Below are 15,773 nucleotides of genomic sequence, written 5' to 3'. Positions count from 1 at the left end.
CGCTCCCAAGGAGCTGCCATGAACAGCCAAGGACTCATTGATACTACTGCGCGCACCGAGGAGGCTGCATTGACCGACGCTACGCCCACCGTTGAAACCACGCCTGCGGTCGCGGTGCCAGAAGCACCGGCCGTGCCGGCCTTAAGTGTTGACGACAGCAGCCTGTATATTCATCGGGAACTGTCTCAGCTGCAATTCAACATCCGGGTGCTCGAACAGGCCCTTGATGAGTCCTATCCGCTGCTTGAGCGGCTCAAGTTCCTGCTGATCTTTTCCAGCAACCTGGACGAGTTTTTCGAGATTCGTGTCGCGGGTCTGAAAAAACAGGTCGCCTTTGCCCGCGAGCAGGCCGGTGCCGACGGCTTGCTGCCGCATCAGGCCCTGGCCCGTATCAGCGACATCGTGCATGAGCAGGTGGCACGCCAGTACACCATTCTCAACGATGTGCTGTTGCCGGAGCTGTCCAAGCACCAGATCAGCTTCATTCGTCGCCGCAACTGGGACCTGAAGATCAAGGGCTGGGTACGCAAGTTCTTCCGTGACGAGATCGCCCCGATTATCACACCCATCGGGCTTGATCCCACACACCCGTTCCCGCTCCTGGTCAATAAGAGCCTCAACTTCATCGTTGAGCTGGAAGGGATGGACGCCTTTGGCCGCGACTCGGGTCTGGCCATCATTCCGGCGCCGCGTTCGCTGCCGCGTATCATCAGCGTGCCCGAAGAGATTGGCGGCCCGGGCGACAATTACGTTTTCCTCTCTTCGATGATCCATGCCCATGCCGACGACCTGTTCCCCGGCATGAAGGTAAAGGGCTGCTTCCAGTTCCGTCTGACCCGTAACGCCGACCTGTCGGTGGACGCCGAAGATGTAGACGACCTGGCCCGTGCACTGCGAGGCGAGCTGTTCTCCCGCCGCTACGGGGATGCGGTACGCCTGGAGGTGGTCGAAAGCTGCCCGAAAAACCTTACAGACTATCTGCTCAAGCAGTTCAATCTAGCTGAAAGCGAGCTCTACAAGGTCAACGGCCCGGTAAACCTGACGCGCTTGTTCAGCGTGACGGGACTCGACAGCCACCCCGAGCTGCAGAACGCCCCGCTGACGCCCAGCATTCCCAAGCTACTTCAGAAGAAGGAAAACCTCTTCAATGTACTGGGCAAGATCGATGTGCTGCTAATGCACCCGTTCGAGTCCTTTACGCCTGTGGTTGACCTGCTGCGCCAGGCCGCCAAGGACCCCAGCGTTCTGGCCATCAAGCAGACCCTGTACCGCAGCGGCGCCAACTCGGAAATCGTCGATGCGCTGGTAGAAGCGGCACGCAGCGGCAAGGAAGTCACGGCGGTTATCGAATTGCGTGCGCGTTTCGACGAGGAATCCAACCTGCAACTGGCGAGCCGTCTCCAGCAGGCAGGGGCCGTGGTGATCTATGGGGTGGTCGGCTTCAAGACTCACGCCAAGATGATGCTCATCCTGCGCCGTGAAAATGGTGAGTTGCGGCGTTATGCGCACTTGGGCACCGGTAACTACCATGCCGGCAACGCCAAGCTGTACACCGACTACAGCCTGCTGACGGCCGACATAGCCCTGACCGAAGACGTTCACAAGCTGTTCAACCAGTTGATCGGCATGGGCAAGACGCTGCGCATGAAAAAGCTCCTGCATGCGCCGTTTACGCTCAAGAAGAACCTGCTGGAAATGATCAACCGTGAGGCCGCTGCAGCCGCCGAGGGTCGCCCCGCGCACATCATGGCCAAGGTCAACGGTCTGACCGATCCCAAGGTCATCCGAGCGCTGTACAAGGCAAGCCAGGCGGGTGTGAAGATCGACCTGGTCGTTCGCGGCATGTGCTGTCTGCGTCCGGGCGTACCGGGCGTGTCACATAACATCCAGGTGCGTTCGATCATCGGCCGCTTCCTGGAGCACAGCCGAATCTATTACTTCCTCAATGGGGGAGATGAGCGCATGTACCTGTCCAGTGCGGACTGGATGGAGCGAAACCTCGACATGCGTGTGGAGACCTGCTTCCCGGTGGAAGGCAAAAAGCTCATTTCACGGGTCAAGAAGGATCTGGAAGCCTACCTCACTGACAACACCCAGAGCTGGGTGCTGCAGGAGGACGGGAGTTACCAGCGCATTTCGCCAACAGGCAACCAGAACCCGCGGACTGTGCAGGCGACTCTCATGGAGCGCCTGAGCAGTCCGGGTATCAACACACGGTAAGGGTATAGCCGATCCGCGTCAGCCACTGCGCTTCCTGTTCGAAGTCAGCCTGGGTCAGCGGATTCTGCTCCAGCCAGCCGACTGGGAAGCATACCGCGAGGCTGCGCGGACCTGCCTTGAGCGTCACGATGGGGCGCTCCTGGTTGCTGCGGATATGATGGAACAGAATGGCAAAGCGCAGCAGGATGCACAGGCGGATCAGGCTTTCGCCTTCTTCGTCACCCAGCTCGGCGAAGCGATCTCGCGGGATATTGCGGCGATGGCCGCGTACCAGAAGGGCCAGCATCTGCTGGTCGCGTCGGGAAAACCCAGGTAGATCGGAATGCTCGATCAGATAGGCGCCGTGCTTGTGATAGTGGTAGTGGGCAATGTCCAGCCCGATCTCATGCACGCGCGCTGCCCAGGTCAGCAGTTCCCGGTAGCAAGGATTGCTCAGGTTCCAGGCTTCGGTAACCTGCTCGAAGGCCTTCAGAGCACGGCGCTCGACCCGTTCGGCCTGACGCTTGTCCACGTGGTAGCGCTCTGCCAGGGCTGACAGCGTACGCTCCCGTACATCCTCGTGGTGCTGGCGACCGATCATGTCATAGAGCACACCTTCACGCAGTGCGCCTTCGGACAGGTTCATCTCCTGCAGCTCCAGCGCCTTGAAGATTGCTTCAAGAATAGCCAGGCCGCCCGGTAGAATAGTGCGGCGGTCAGGTTTCACCCCCTCGATATCGAGCTTGTCGATCTCGCCCTGCTTGAAGATCTTGCGCTTGAGCCACTCGATACCTTCGGCATTGACCTCACCCTTGCCGCGTCCGGCGGCCTGGATGGCCAGGGCTACGGCACGGATGGTGCCGGAGGCGCCTACGGCTTCCTGCCAGCCTTTTTCGCGCAGGCTCTGGTCGATGTTCATCAACTCCAGCCGGGCGGCCGTGTAGGCCTGGGCATAGCGGGACGGCGTGATCTTGCCGTCCGCGAAGAACCGCTTGGTATAACTGACGCAGCCCATCTGCAGGCTTTCGCGCTGATGGGTTTCAAAGCGCTGGCCGATAATGAACTCGGTGCTGCCACCACCGATATCAGTCACCAGGCGACGGCCTTCCATATCTGGCATGGTATGGGAAACGCCCAGGTAGATCAGGCGGGCCTCTTCACGGCCGGAGATGACTTCCACGGAATGCCCCAGTACCTGCTGGGCACGCATGATGAAGTCGCTGCGGTTCCTGGCCTCGCGAAGCGCGTTGGTGCCTACGATACGCACGGCGCCCAGCGGCAGGCCGGTGATCAACTGGGCAAAGCGGCGCAGGCATTCGAGCCCGCGTTCCATGGCTTCTTCGCTGAGCATTCGTGATTCGTCCAGCCCAGCGGCCAGCTGAATCTTTTCGCCCATGCGTTCAAGGATACGAATTTCGCCATGGTCAGTCCGCGCCCGAACAATGTGAAAGCTATTGGAGCCAAGATCGATGGCAGCAATCAGGGGAAACGGTTCTGCGGATGAATGCGGCATGCTGACGGTCTCATACATAAACGTCGACAATCGTGCCACGATCGAAGAGGTCTGCCAAACCTCAACGTGCAGTCAGACTGTTTCAGTCGATGGGCTGTGGCCTGGATCAATGAACCGAACCGATGAACTGTGCCCGCCCCGGCGTCCCGGGGTTGGCGAATAATTTCTTGGGATTGCCCAGTTCATGCACCTTGCCTTGATGCATGAACACCTGCACATCGCCCACTTGGCGGCAAGGCGCGTCTCATGAGGCATCATGATCAGTGTCATGCCATCCTGGACCCGCTGCTTCCTGCTAAAGATTCTTGCCTAGGCTGAAAATCACTTAATCAACCTTGCCTTGATCTTAAAAGGAATACGATTGGTGCTGGTTATTGGCTCCAGCACGAGTCTGGTATCCAGCTTCTCGGCACCCGCTGTGCCGTGTCGATGTTGAGACCATGCGGATGAGGCATGCTGCTCCGCTCTAGTGCGCAGCTTCACTGAGAAGGGCAAAACAAGGCGTATTCGTACAGGCAGCCCGCTGATTTTCCGGCGGTCTACCAAGTGGTGTAATTGAGAGGCTTTAGCTGTCCCAATAAAGAGACTTAATGGCTTGTGCCTTCCTGTTAAGCGCTGGCAGGGCTATAGTGGTCGTTCTTTTTTTGTCGTTTCCGAATTCGGAGAAAGTCCATGAGCGAATACATCACCAACGTCAGCGATGCCAGCTTCGAGCAGGACGTGCTCAAGGCTGACGGTCCCGTGCTGGTCGACTACTGGGCCGAATGGTGTGGTCCCTGCAAAATGATTGCGCCGGTTCTGGATGAAATCGCCAAGGACTATCAGGGCAAGCTGAAGGTTTGCAAACTCAACATTGATGAAAACCAGGACACCCCGCCGAAGTATGGCGTACGTGGTATCCCGACGCTGATGCTGTTCAAGAACGGCTCCGTTGAAGCCACCAAGGTGGGTGCGTTGTCCAAATCCCAGCTGGCGGCATTCCTCGATAGCAATATCTGATTTTATTGCTCTCGATCAAAGGCCCTGCGTTTAGCGGGGCTTTTTGTTATTTAGCACTAGACGTCCTGTCTAGCAGGGTGCTACATTCGATCTCGCAACGACACAAACGCGTGTCGCCCTCTGCATGCCTTCGCCGATTCTCTTACTAGAATAACCAACGCGATTCTGTCGTTAGCCGCGGCGAGGCCTCTCAAGCCAAAAGATTCTTACTCCCTCCTTTTCTCAGTTAGCAACGTCTATGAACCTTACCGAACTCAAGCAAAAGCCAATCACGGAACTGTTGGAAATGGCGGAAGCCATGGGCCTGGAAAACATGGCTCGCTCCCGCAAGCAGGACGTGATTTTCTCTCTGCTGAAAAAACACGCAAAAAGCGGTGAAGAGATTTCCGGTGATGGCGTGCTGGAGATTCTGCAGGATGGCTTCGGCTTCCTGCGTAGTGCGGACTCCTCCTACCTGGCCGGTCCCGACGATATCTACGTCTCTCCCAGTCAGATCCGCCGTTTCAACCTGCGCACCGGTGATACCATCATCGGCAAGATTCGCCCGCCGAAAGAAGGCGAGCGTTACTTCGCGCTGCTCAAGGTCGATACCATCAACTATGATCGACCCGAGAATGCGAAGAACAAGATCCTGTTCGAAAACCTGACGCCACTGTTCCCCAACAAGCGCATGACGATGGAAGCCGGTAATGGCTCCACCGAAGACCTTACCGGCCGAGTAATCGACCTGTGCGCGCCGATTGGCAAGGGCCAACGTGGTCTTATCGTCGCTCCGCCGAAAGCGGGCAAGACGCTGATGTTGCAGAATATTGCCAGCAACATCACCCGTAACAACCCCGAGTGCCATCTGATCGTTCTGTTGATCGACGAGCGCCCGGAAGAAGTAACAGAAATGCAGCGTACCGTGCGCGGCGAAGTAGTGGCGTCCACTTTTGACGAGCCGCCAACCCGCCACGTACAGGTTGCCGAAATGGTGATCGAGAAGGCCAAGCGCCTGGTCGAGCACAAGAAAGACGTGGTGATCCTGTTGGACTCCATTACACGTCTGGCACGTGCCTACAACACCGTGATCCCGAGCTCCGGCAAGGTACTGACCGGTGGTGTGGACGCCCATGCGCTCGAAAAGCCCAAGCGTTTCTTCGGTGCGGCACGTAACATCGAAGAGGGCGGTAGCCTGACCATTCTGGCAACAGCTCTGGTCGATACCGGCTCGAAGATGGACGAAGTCATCTACGAAGAATTCAAGGGTACCGGTAACATGGAGCTTCAGCTGGATCGCAAGATCTCCGAGAAGCGCGTATTCCCCGCCATTAACATCAACCGTTCCGGCACCCGCCGCGAAGAGTTGCTGACCGGTGAGGAAGAGCTGCAGCGCATCTGGATTCTGCGCAAGATCCTGCATCCGATGGAAGAGATCGGTGCCATCGAGTTCCTGCTCGACAAGTTGCGTCAGACCAAGACCAACGACGAGTTCTTCGATTCGATGAAGCGCAAGTAAGACTGAAAAGGCCGGGGTTTCCCGGCCTTTTTACATCCCGGGCAGGCTTTTCATTTTCGAAAAGGGGGCCAGGAGCGGTACACTTTCCGCTTCATTCTCTGCCGAGATACCTCCCGCTATGCAATACCGCGACCTTCGCGACTTCATCCGCGGCCTGGAACAGCGTGGCGAGCTGAAGCGCATCCAGACCCCCGTCTCGCCTAACCTCGAAATGACCGAAGTGTGTGACCGTACCCTGCGTCGCAAGGGGCCGGCTCTGCTGTTCGAAAATCCGACCGGATACGACATGCCTGTGCTAGGCAACCTGTTTGGCACACCTGAGCGGGTGGCGATGGGCATGGGTGCAGAGGATGTCGGTGAACTGCGCGAGATTGGCAAGCTGCTGGCATTTCTGAAGGAGCCGGAGCCGCCCAAGGGATTGAAGGATGCCTGGTCAAAGCTGCCGATCTACAAGAAGGTCATCAGCATGGCGCCCAAGGTGATGAAAGACGCCCCTTGCCATGAGGTGATCGAAGAGGGCGAGGCGGTTGATCTGTCCCGCTTGCCGATTCAGCATTGCTGGCCGGGCGATGTCGGTCCGTTGATCACCTGGGGCCTGACCGTTACCAAGGGACCGAACAAGGAACGGCAGAACCTGGGTATCTACCGTCAGCAGGTCATTGGTCGCAACAAGGTCATCATGCGCTGGCTTAGCCATCGTGGCGGCGCCCTGGATTTTCGTGAATGGTGCGCCAAGTATCCAGGCAAGCCCTATCCCGTGGCGGTAGCCCTGGGTGCAGATCCGGCAACGATTCTGGGCGCTGTTACGCCGGTTCCGGATACGCTGTCCGAATATGCATTTGCTGGCCTTCTGCGTGGCAGCCGTACCGAGCTGGTGAAATGCATCGGCAGTGACCTGCAGGTACCGGCCAGCGCCGAGATCATTCTGGAAGGCTTCATCTATCCCGGCGAGATGGCTGATGAGGGGCCTTACGGTGACCATACCGGCTATTACAATGAAGTAGACCGCTTCCCAGTGTTTACCGTCGAGCGTATCACTCGCCGCCGTGACGCGATCTACCACAGTACCTATACCGGACGTCCGCCGGATGAGCCGGCCATTCTTGGTGTGGCATTGAACGAAGTGTTCGTGCCGATCCTGCAAAAGCAATTTCCCGAGATCGTCGATTTCTACCTGCCGCCTGAAGGGTGCTCCTACCGCATGGCTGTGGTCACCATGAAAAAGCAGTACCCAGGCCATGCCAAGCGGGTAATGCTGGGCGTCTGGAGCTTCCTGCGCCAGTTCATGTACACCAAGTTCGTGATCGTGACCGATGATGACATCAACGCTCGGGACTGGAACGATGTGATCTGGGCTATCACGACCCGCATGGACCCCAAGCGCGACACCGTGATGATCGACAATACGCCTATCGACTATCTGGATTTCGCTTCACCGATTTCGGGCCTGGGCTCGAAGATGGGGTTGGATGCCACCAACAAGTGGCCCGGAGAGACCAATCGGGAATGGGGGCGGGCTATCGTCAAGGACGAAGCCGTGGTCAAGCGGGTCGATGAGATCTGGTCCAGCCTGGGGATCGATTGATGGATACTGTTGGCCCGACGGGGATAAGTTGCGCACATTGTGCGTCGAACCCTATGCATACAGAGGAATTTGCAGGCATGGGATTCGTGCAGAGCTATCCCCAGACATCCACTTCCATTCACAAGGCGTCCTGAGATGAAGGTCACGTTACGTCCCTCTGGGGCGGTACTCGAGACGTTACCTGGCGAGCGTATCCTGGATGCGGCACGCAGGCTGGGGTATGAGTGTCCGCACAGCTGCCGCAACGGTAATTGCCATGTCTGTGCAGCCTTGTTGATCGAAGGGCGGGTCAGGCAGCAGAACGATGTCATCGACCACGGTGAGATTTTCGTCTGCCTGGCCGAGCCGCTCGAAACATGCGAGTTGCATTGGGATGGAGTGTTGGCGCCGGGCGAGCTTCCAGTAGGCACCTTTGCCTGTCAGGTCCTGGCATGTGAGGATGTGGGCGGAGATGTACGCCGTGTCCGGCTGCTGGCTCCAGCAGGCAAGCCCCCGCGCTATCACGCTGGACAATACCTGATGCTTGAGCGGGACGATGGCAAGCAGTCGGCCTTTTCGCTGGCATCCGCACCGCATCAGGGGCGTGAGCTGGAGTTGCATATTCTGACGCGTGAAGAGAGTAGTCAGGCGATTATCCAGCAGCTTGAGCGGGAACGCATGGTGCGCGTCCAGCTGCCTTTTGGCGATGCGCATCTGGCCGATCTGCCTCCAGGCCCGCTTGTTCTGATCGCGGCCGGAACGGGAATGGCACAAATGCACAGCCTCATCGAGGATTGCCGTGCGCGCGGCTTCGATCAACCTCTGCACCTGTATTGGGGCGTGCGTCATCCCGATGACTTCTATGCATTACCCCATTGGGAGGAGTGGGAGCAGGACCCCCGTCTTCATTTGAACAAGGTAGTGAGTGACCTGTGTGGGTGGGAGGGGCGTTGCGGCCTTCTGCATGAAGCGGTGCGAGAGGACTTCACCGATATGAAGTCACTGCACGTGTATGCCAGTGGGTCACCTGCCATGGTTTATGCCACATTGGATGCGCTGGTCGAAGGTGGGATGGATCCTCACCAAATGCGGGCCGACGTGTTCGCCTACGCGCCAAGAGAGGCGCTGGGGTTGTAAGCCGGACCGATCCAGCCCGTAGCTGGATCGGTCCGCTACCTTAACTCAATACCGGGTTTTTATGGCGTAGCGTCAAGGCCAGGAACACAATGGCCAATACGCATGACGCGACCAGCAGCATGAAGCCGCCGTCCCAGCCGTACAGGTCCACTGTGTAGCCAACCAGTGCGTTGGCGGCTACCGAGCCCCCCAGGTAGCCGAACAGGCCGGTAAAGCCGGCAGCTGTCCCGGCGGCTTTCTTGGGCACCAGCTCCAGGGCCTGCAAACCGATCAGCATCACCGGGCCGTAGATCAGAAAGCCAATGGCGATCAGTGCGAGCATATCGACCATGGGATTACCTGGCGGGTTGAGCCAGTAAACCACGGTGCCGACTGCCACCAGAGCCATGAACACTACACCGGTGGCGCCACGATTGCCCTTGAACAGTTTGTCCGATAGCCAGCCGCACAGCAGCGTGCCGGGAATACCGGCCCATTCATACAGAAAGTACGCCCAGGATGATTTGTCCACCGTGAAATGCTTGGCTTCCTTCAGGTAGGTAGGCGCCCAATCTAGCACACCGTAACGCAGCAGATAGACGAATACGTTGGCCAGTGCGATGTACCAGAGCATGCGGTTTTTCAGCACGTATTTGACAAAGATGTCCTTTGTACTGAATTCGCGTTCATGGCTCTCGTCGTAGCCTTCCGGGTAGTCCTGCTTGTATTCCTCGATAGGTGGCAACCCACAGGACTGCGGCGTATCGCGCATGGTCAGGAACGCGAAAACTGCAACACCCAGCGCTACGGCCGCCGGAACGTAGAAGGCCGAGTGCCAATCGTTGAACCAGCCGAGCCCCAGCAGAAACAGCGGGCCAATCAGACCACCGCCTACGTTATGGGCAACGTTCCAGACCGAGACCACGCCGCCGCGTTCCTTCTGGGACCACCAATGCACCATGGTTCGCCCGCTGGGTGGCCAGCCCATCCCCTGCGCCCAACCATTGATGAACAGCAGGATGAACATGATGGTCACGCTTGAGGTTGCCCAATGTGCGAAACCGAAAATGAACATCACGCCCGCCGAGACTAGCAGGCCGAAGGGCAGAAAGTAGCGGGGATTCGAGCGGTCGGACACCATGCCCATGAGGAATTTGGAAAGACCATAGGCGATGGCAACGGCCGATAACGCAATACCCAGCTCTCCTCGGCTGTAGCCTTCCTCTACTAAGTAGGGCATCGCCAGAGAAAAGTTTTTGCGCAGAAGGTAATACCCGGCATAACCGATGAAGATACCGGCAAAGATCTGCCAGCGCAGGCGTTTGTAAGCAGGATCGATGCGATCGGAAGGCAGGCGCGCCGTATGCGGGGCCGGACGAAAAATACCAAGCATTTGAGCTCCGAAGATCGTTGTTTTTATGAGAAGAGACGTGCAGGGCAAATATTACAGTTTCATTTCAGAAAAATGACCGATACCGCTGTGCGATAAACGAAAATAAACGCTCGCAAAATGTTGTTTTCCGAACGTGCAGGTCCTAATGGCCGTTCAGTCACAGGTTGTGACGTGTGAACTGAACGCGGTTGGCGTTCTATAAGGGGATGCGTATGCTGCCCCGCCGGACCGCACTTGACCGCACGTGATGGGTCTCAACCATAACCGCCTGTGTTCTGATCGTTATGCCCACCTGGAAGCGCTACGTATCACGTCTGGTTGATCTCGCTACCGTCCTGATCAACCGTTATCCACGCCTGATTGCCCTGGCAGGCTTTGTTTCGGGTGTGTGCAGCTTTTTGCTGGTTGATCGCCAGCATGGCTTTGCGAAGGTAATGGCCATCGTAATGTTGGCCAGCTGGTTATGGCTGATGGTAGAGAACGTGCTGCGTCAGTGGGTGACTAGGCGGTTTGGCTGGAACCTGCCCCCTGGGCTGTTTCGCTACGCAACCCAGATGATTCATCAGGAAAGCCTGTTCTTTGTCCTGCCGTTCCTGTTTGTCACAACCACCTGGAACAGCGGACAGGCCATCTTTACCGGCCTGCTGGCCGCCATGGCTGTCGTATCGATTGTCGACCCGCTGTACTACAAAGCGCTGTCGAGCCGGCGCTGGATCTTTCTGGGCTATCACACGCTGACGTTGTTTGCCGTTCTGCTTACGTCCCTGCCCATCATCCTGCAACTGACCACCACGCAGAGCTACCGGCTGGCATTAGGCGTGGCGGTATTGTTGTCGTTTCCAAGCATTCTTGTGGCGCTCTCGATCCGACGCCTGTGGCAATGGCCTGTCGTGCTTGGTCTGAGCCTGATGGTGGGAGGCCTAGGATGGGTACTGCGTACCTGGGTGCCGCCCGCCACGCTGTGGCTGACCGATGTGGCGGTTACCAGCAGTTTTGACAACCTCAAGCGCGAACCGGGTAAGAGTCTGAAGGAAATCGGTGCCGCCCAGCTGCGTTCACAAGGTCTCTATGCCTATACGGCCATCAACGCGCCCCGTGGGCTGAGTGAGCGGATTTACCATGTCTGGCTGCATAATGGAGATGAGGTCGACCGTATCCCACTCGAGATCAGCGGTGGCCGCGAGGCTGGCTACCGGGCCTGGACACACAAGCAGAACTTCCCGAGTGATGTGGCCGGCCGATGGCAGGTACAGATCATAACCGAGGACGGGCAGATGATCGGCACCTTGCGCTTCGAGGTAACGCCCTAACGGCTGTTTGGGCATGTAATGCAACTGCCAACGCCTGGGAATCCACAGGGATGCCAGGCCGATCAGGGCCGCCCAAGCGCTGCTGACAAAGAGAGCCTTGAGGCCAAGGTGGTGTTGGAGCCATGCGCCCATTATGGCGCCGCCTAGCATGCCGGCCCACGGAATCGCTTGCATCAGCCAGCCTGAGTGGCGCTCATCCAGCAGCCAGCGTCCCAGGCCTCGTCCCAGTCGTGAAAGTGCACCCGTAACATAGGTCAGCCCAATGGACTGCCCGTTCACCTGTTCCACGGCGGCGTTGATCATGCCCATGGCGAGCACAGCGGCTACAAGAGGTAGCAAGACTGCACCTGGAAGACCGCCGGTGGACCAGCCCGCCGCCGCGGCCAACAAGGCCGATGTCAGCAGCAGGAGAGGCAACGCCCGACGGCCGCTCATGCGCACCACGACAATTCCGAGTGCATTGCCGAGGACAAACAGGGCGACAATCAGGAGCAGCCGCAAGAGGGTGGTGCTGTCGCCCAAGGCAACGGCTACGGCCAGTCGCGTCGTATTGCCGCTCATGAAGGATATGTAGTCACCAGCCGACAAGAAGCCAATGGCATCTGTCATGCCAGCCAGGATCGACAAGGCGGCAACCAGTACCAGTCCTACACGGCGATGCCGATGCATGCTCAGGTGGAGAGGTTGGGTGTGAGCATCTGCTGATGAAAGGTCAAGCGTGAGGCGGGTGCTATCCTGTTGTTTCAAGGCGCCATCCTGGGCGGAACCTGTCCGCGACGACTAAAGAGACTGTTTTTATAGTCTGTCATATTCGGGTGGTTGCCCATCTGAATCCTATGGCTTCAGAAATGCACCGTTTAGTCGATAAGCTGTGACAGGCATAGCTATCGGTTGGCTATGCACCACTCTTTTTGTTCGAGGAATTGCCCCGTGAAAGCCCTGCTTGCGTTCGTACTTGCTTTCTCACTCGCTCTGCCAGCCTGGGCGGAGGAAAAAAAGGAGGCCGAAGAGGGCGCCCCGCAACCTAACTACATCAACCTGACGCCCGCGCTGGTCGGTAATTACGGCTCTGGTCCAAAGCTCAAGTACTACAAAGCCGATATTGCCCTGATGACGATGAGTAAGGAAGACTCGGCGCGCGTGTCCTTTCATGAGCCCTTGATCCGCAATCAGCTCATCATGCTGTTCGAGCAGCAGACCGATGAGACCCTGACCGGTGCCGACGCCCGTGAAGCGCTTCGCCAGGCGGCGCTCAAGCAGGTCCAGGACATCATCAATAGCGAAGAAGGCAAACCAATGGTCGAGGACCTGTTGTTCAACAACCTGATCGTTCAGCCCTAAGTCATCGGTAGGCCAGGATGGCCTGCCATTCTTCGTCAGTTACTGGCATGACTGACAGGCGGCTGCCCTTTTGCAGCAATGCAAAACTGCTCAAGGCAGCCACCTCGCGCAGACGCGCCAGTGAAATGACCTGATCGAATACCTCGACAATACTGACGTCGCGGGCAATCCAGGGGTTTTTCTCCAGGGTGGCTTTCGACGAATGGTATGGGCTTTTCGGATCCAGCGCGGTCGGATCAGGAAAGGGATCATTTTCTATGCGGCCAATGCCGGCTACGCCTGGTTCGGGGCAGCTAGAGTGGTAGAACAGGAAGAGGTCCCCGGCAGCCATGGCCCGCATGAAGTTGCGTGCCTGATAGTTACGAACGCCATCCCAACGCCCACTGCCGAGACGTTGCAAATCATGGATGGAAAACTCATCGGGTTCCGATTTCATTAGCCAATAAGGCACGAAGATTGCTCCTGGCAAAACGGTTCTGGACTTTCTGACGGTTGGTTGACGCAATGTTTGCGTCAGAAAACTGGTTAGCGCAGAATGCCGCGGTTTTTGAGTAGCCGTACGGCCTGGCATATAAACAGGCCGGCGGTGTCGTTAATTATGCCAATGAAGGGGTAGGCACATAGATGAAACGCAAGCCGGACTTGCTTTGGGTACTGGTCGCGCTGTTTAGCTTGGGCGTTGTGACGACAGGCTATACCCAAAGTCTCTGGGAAAAGCAGCAGGACAATTCACCGTCCGCTCATGTGATTCAGCAAGTGTCCCGCTGAATCTTCGCAACACGCTGTGGAATACCCTGCGTTGTAGTCTGGCGCAGGGTTCAGGCCTTCTCTTCCTTCCCGTACCATCCCTTATCCGTCACGGTTGCCTTCATCGGCACATCCCAACTGGCCAGGGCCAGCTGATCCACCTTCTGACATTCGTGGGCCAATCCTAACAATTTAGGTGAGCGCCAGGCGATGCGACGTTTGAGATAAGCCAGGCTCCGATCATAAAAGCCGCCACCCATACCCAGGCGACCGCCCTGTGCGTCGAATCCTACCAATGGCATCAGAATCAGATCGAGTGTCCAGGGTTTACGCTGCTGTACCCGATTCGGTCTGGGTTCGACGATCCTGAAGCGATTGCGCACCCAGCGCTCGTGAGGGCGGACACGCTGAAAATGCATACGCGTGGCTGGCCAACGGCTCAATACAGGCAAGAAGGTGGCCTTGCCGCGGCGCTGGGCTGTTCGAAGCAGCGGACGCGGGTCGATTTCACCGTCATTGGGAAGATAAAAGGCAATCTGCCGGGCACGGCGAAACAAGGGATGATGGCTGAGCTGACGATGCAGCTGTCGAGCAGCCTGCTTTTGCTCGTTAGGGCTCAAGGCCCGACGTTTCTGTCGCAGGATTCGGCGCAGGGCCGGACGAGAATGATCAGAAGCTTTGATCATGAGTGAAGGTAGCTCCCCGGAATGCCGCTGCCGGTGTAGCCCTTGAACCCGAGAGTTCAAGGTGGGAGAAGTCGTGGGCCATTAGGCTTTCCGGCGTGCGGACATGCACACAAGCCCAGCGAGCGACCCCCGTGGTGTTGCTTATCGGCTCAGGGACATGACCGACTGGCAAACACACCAGAGAGTGTGTCCAGTATACCCCTTCGCCACGAGAATCAAACCCCCCGTTCGTCCTGCTCTGTTGTCAGAGCCCGGTCGACACGGTCCAGCAGGTCGCGAACGCGCTCGCGCGTGCTGCTGACTTCGAAGTTCACGCCATCCTGGCGATGCAGCAGGTCGTGGGTGATATTGAGGGCTGCCATGACCGCAATGCGGTCGGCGCCAATCACTTTGCCGCTGGCACGGATTTCTCGCATCTTGCCGTCGAGGTAGCGCGCAGTGGTTTCAAGATTGGCGCGCTCGTCCGGTGGACAGCTGATGCAGTAGTCCTTGTCGAGGATGTGGACGGTGACGGTGTCGGTGCTCATGAGTCCTGCTCCAGGGCTTTCAGGCGTAAAATCATCGCTTCGACCTTATGTCGAGCCAAATCGTTCTTTTCGATTAGCTTGGCGCGTTCTTCTCGCCAGCCACGCTCATGGGCGCGCAGCTGGCGATTCTCTTTCCTAAGCTGTTCGATGTGTTCGAGCAGTTGCTCAATTTTATCGGTCAGTACTTGGAGATCGTTTTCGATCGAGGACTCGCGCATGGATGGCTGCTGCTCCGAGCTATACAAGGTTGGCCGGTAACAAGGTCAACGCGTAGGATACAAGGTTCATTCTAGCCATCACGTCGACTAACGACCATAGCCATCCATGACGAGTACATCATCTGCATACGCCGCGTTCACACAATTATTGAGCGAAGCGGCTCTTCCTGTCTCCCCGGCCGAGCTTCATGGCCATCTGATGGGCCGTATCTGCGCCGGCGCCGGGTTTGACGAATCCGACTGGCTCGTCGCCGCTACCGACCTCCTGGGCGGGGCGCCGAGTGACCGCCTGAAGTCAGCATTGATAGGGCTTCTGGGCATGGTACAGCAGGAATTCGCCACCAACGAAGTGGCCATCGTGCTGCTCCTGCCAACCGACGAGGCGCCGCTCAAGGAGCGCCTGGCCGCTATGGCGCAATGGTGCCAGGGCTTCCTGTCCGGCTTTGGGCTGGCCAGTCGTACGGCGGAGCTGTCCAACGAAGCCAAAGAAGTTTTGCAGGATCTTGCCGCCATCGCGCAGGTGCAGGACACGCTCGAGGAGTCCGAGGAGGGCGAAAACGATTACATGGAGGTCACCGAGTATCTTCGTGTGGCGCCTGTCATTCTTTATAGCGAGTACGGCAAGAATCCTTCGCCTGCACCTAAGCCTTCAATCCATTGAG

At 57.7% G+C, this 15,773-nt stretch carries 15 protein-coding genes, 1 other RNA gene and 2 pseudogenes; 9 read left to right on the top strand and 9 right to left on the bottom strand.

The features are described from left to right. The first annotated feature begins 18 nt into the window (after window positions 1-18). On the top strand, window positions 19-2,220 hold the full coding sequence (gene ppk1 / locus EAW52_RS00240) for a polyphosphate kinase 1 (protein WP_122040985.1): 2,202 nt from the start codon (window positions 19-21) through the stop codon (window positions 2,218-2,220). Here the strand turns inward: ppk1 and ppx are convergent. Both ppx and EAW52_RS26315 read right to left on the bottom strand, forming a co-directional pair. Beyond that, window positions 2,207-3,712: an exopolyphosphatase gene (ppx, locus tag EAW52_RS00235; RefSeq protein ID WP_010796692.1), complete on the bottom strand. Its 1,506-nt coding sequence runs from the start codon at window positions 3,710-3,712 to the stop codon at window positions 2,207-2,209. The two genes, ppk1 and ppx, sit on opposite strands and share 14 nt — an antisense overlap. 106 nt (window positions 3,713-3,818) lie before the next feature. After that, window positions 3,819-4,003: pseudogene (locus EAW52_RS26315) on the bottom strand (amino acid ABC transporter ATP-binding protein); the annotation flags it as partial. A 381-nt stretch (window positions 4,004-4,384) separates the two neighbouring features. Between EAW52_RS26315 and trxA the strand changes: the two are divergent. The 4 genes from trxA to EAW52_RS00210 all read left to right on the top strand — a co-directional run bounded on the left by trxA (window position 4,385) and on the right by EAW52_RS00210 (window position 8,910). Beyond that, window positions 4,385-4,711 (top strand): thioredoxin TrxA, encoded by a 327-nt coding sequence (gene trxA, locus EAW52_RS00225; protein WP_010796694.1) that lies wholly within the window; start codon window positions 4,385-4,387, stop codon window positions 4,709-4,711. 238 nt (window positions 4,712-4,949) lie between these two features. Next, entirely contained in the window at window positions 4,950-6,209 is a 1,260-nt protein-coding gene (gene rho / locus EAW52_RS00220) for a transcription termination factor Rho (protein WP_122040984.1), read from the top strand. A gap of 118 nt (window positions 6,210-6,327) precedes the next feature. Continuing rightward, entirely contained in the window at window positions 6,328-7,794 is a 1,467-nt protein-coding gene (gene ubiD, locus EAW52_RS00215) for a 4-hydroxy-3-polyprenylbenzoate decarboxylase (protein ID WP_010796696.1), read from the top strand. A 135-nt stretch (window positions 7,795-7,929) separates the two neighbouring features. Beyond that, window positions 7,930-8,910, top strand: coding sequence for a CDP-6-deoxy-delta-3,4-glucoseen reductase (locus EAW52_RS00210; RefSeq protein WP_074821551.1), 981 nt, complete (start codon window positions 7,930-7,932; stop codon window positions 8,908-8,910). A gap of 40 nt (window positions 8,911-8,950) precedes the next feature. Here the strand turns inward: EAW52_RS00210 and glpT are convergent, their stop codons facing one another. Continuing rightward, on the bottom strand, window positions 8,951-10,282 hold the full coding sequence (gene glpT / locus EAW52_RS00205) for a glycerol-3-phosphate transporter (protein ID WP_122040983.1): 1,332 nt from the start codon (window positions 10,280-10,282) through the stop codon (window positions 8,951-8,953). A 284-nt stretch (window positions 10,283-10,566) separates the two neighbouring features. On the opposite strand from glpT, the gene EAW52_RS00200 reads away from it, so the two are divergent. Then, window positions 10,567-11,592 (top strand): DUF5924 family protein, encoded by a 1,026-nt coding sequence (locus EAW52_RS00200; protein ID WP_122040982.1) that lies wholly within the window; start codon window positions 10,567-10,569, stop codon window positions 11,590-11,592. 6 nt (window positions 11,593-11,598) lie between these two features. Here EAW52_RS00200 and EAW52_RS00195 read toward each other — a convergent pair. Further along, window positions 11,599-12,261 (bottom strand): annotated as a pseudogene (locus tag EAW52_RS00195) (YoaK family protein); the annotation flags it as partial. A gap of 261 nt (window positions 12,262-12,522) precedes the next feature. On the opposite strand from EAW52_RS00195, the gene EAW52_RS00190 reads away from it, so the two are divergent. Then, complete coding sequence (locus EAW52_RS00190; RefSeq protein WP_122040981.1) at window positions 12,523-12,933, top strand: flagellar basal body-associated FliL family protein; 411 nt, start codon at window positions 12,523-12,525, stop codon at window positions 12,931-12,933. Between the two features lies 1 nt (window position 12,934). Here EAW52_RS00190 and EAW52_RS00185 read toward each other — a convergent pair whose 3' ends face one another. Beyond that, window positions 12,935-13,384: an EVE domain-containing protein gene (locus EAW52_RS00185; protein WP_256680697.1), complete on the bottom strand. Its 450-nt coding sequence runs from the start codon at window positions 13,382-13,384 to the stop codon at window positions 12,935-12,937. Window positions 13,385-13,557: 173 nt separating this feature from the next. Between EAW52_RS00185 and EAW52_RS25805 the strand changes: the two genes are divergently transcribed. Then, a complete protein-coding gene (locus tag EAW52_RS25805) occupies window positions 13,558-13,701 on the top strand; it encodes a hypothetical protein (RefSeq protein ID WP_010796704.1) in 144 nt (47 codons plus the stop codon). A gap of 50 nt (window positions 13,702-13,751) precedes the next feature. Here the strand turns inward: EAW52_RS25805 and EAW52_RS00180 are convergent, their stop codons facing one another. The 4 genes from EAW52_RS00180 to EAW52_RS00165 form a co-directional block, all read right to left on the bottom strand. Continuing rightward, complete coding sequence (locus EAW52_RS00180) at window positions 13,752-14,366, bottom strand: 5-formyltetrahydrofolate cyclo-ligase (RefSeq protein WP_122040979.1); 615 nt, start codon at window positions 14,364-14,366, stop codon at window positions 13,752-13,754. A 9-nt stretch (window positions 14,367-14,375) separates the two neighbouring features. Further along, a non-coding RNA gene (gene ssrS / locus EAW52_RS00175) (6S RNA) lies at window positions 14,376-14,553 on the bottom strand. Between the two features lie 28 nt (window positions 14,554-14,581). Then, complete coding sequence (locus EAW52_RS00170) at window positions 14,582-14,893, bottom strand: cell division protein ZapA (RefSeq protein WP_010796706.1); 312 nt, start codon at window positions 14,891-14,893, stop codon at window positions 14,582-14,584. Then, on the bottom strand, window positions 14,890-15,111 hold the full coding sequence (locus EAW52_RS00165) for a TIGR02449 family protein (protein WP_010796707.1): 222 nt from the start codon (window positions 15,109-15,111) through the stop codon (window positions 14,890-14,892). Before EAW52_RS00165 ends, EAW52_RS00170 begins: the two co-directional genes overlap by 4 nt. A gap of 106 nt (window positions 15,112-15,217) precedes the next feature. Here EAW52_RS00165 and EAW52_RS00160 point away from each other — a divergent pair, with 106 nt between their 5' ends. After that, window positions 15,218-15,772 carry a UPF0149 family protein gene (locus EAW52_RS00160; protein WP_073450029.1) on the top strand — a complete coding sequence of 185 codons (555 nt, stop codon included), beginning with the start codon at window positions 15,218-15,220 and terminating at the stop codon, window positions 15,770-15,772. Window position 15,773 lies beyond the last annotated feature (1 nt).

It is taken from the genome of Pseudomonas sp. LTJR-52, from assembly GCF_003691465.1.
Classification (GTDB): Bacteria; Pseudomonadota; Gammaproteobacteria; order Pseudomonadales; family Pseudomonadaceae; genus Chryseomonas; species Chryseomonas luteola.
This window is presented reverse-complemented; position numbering and strand designations above follow the sequence as displayed.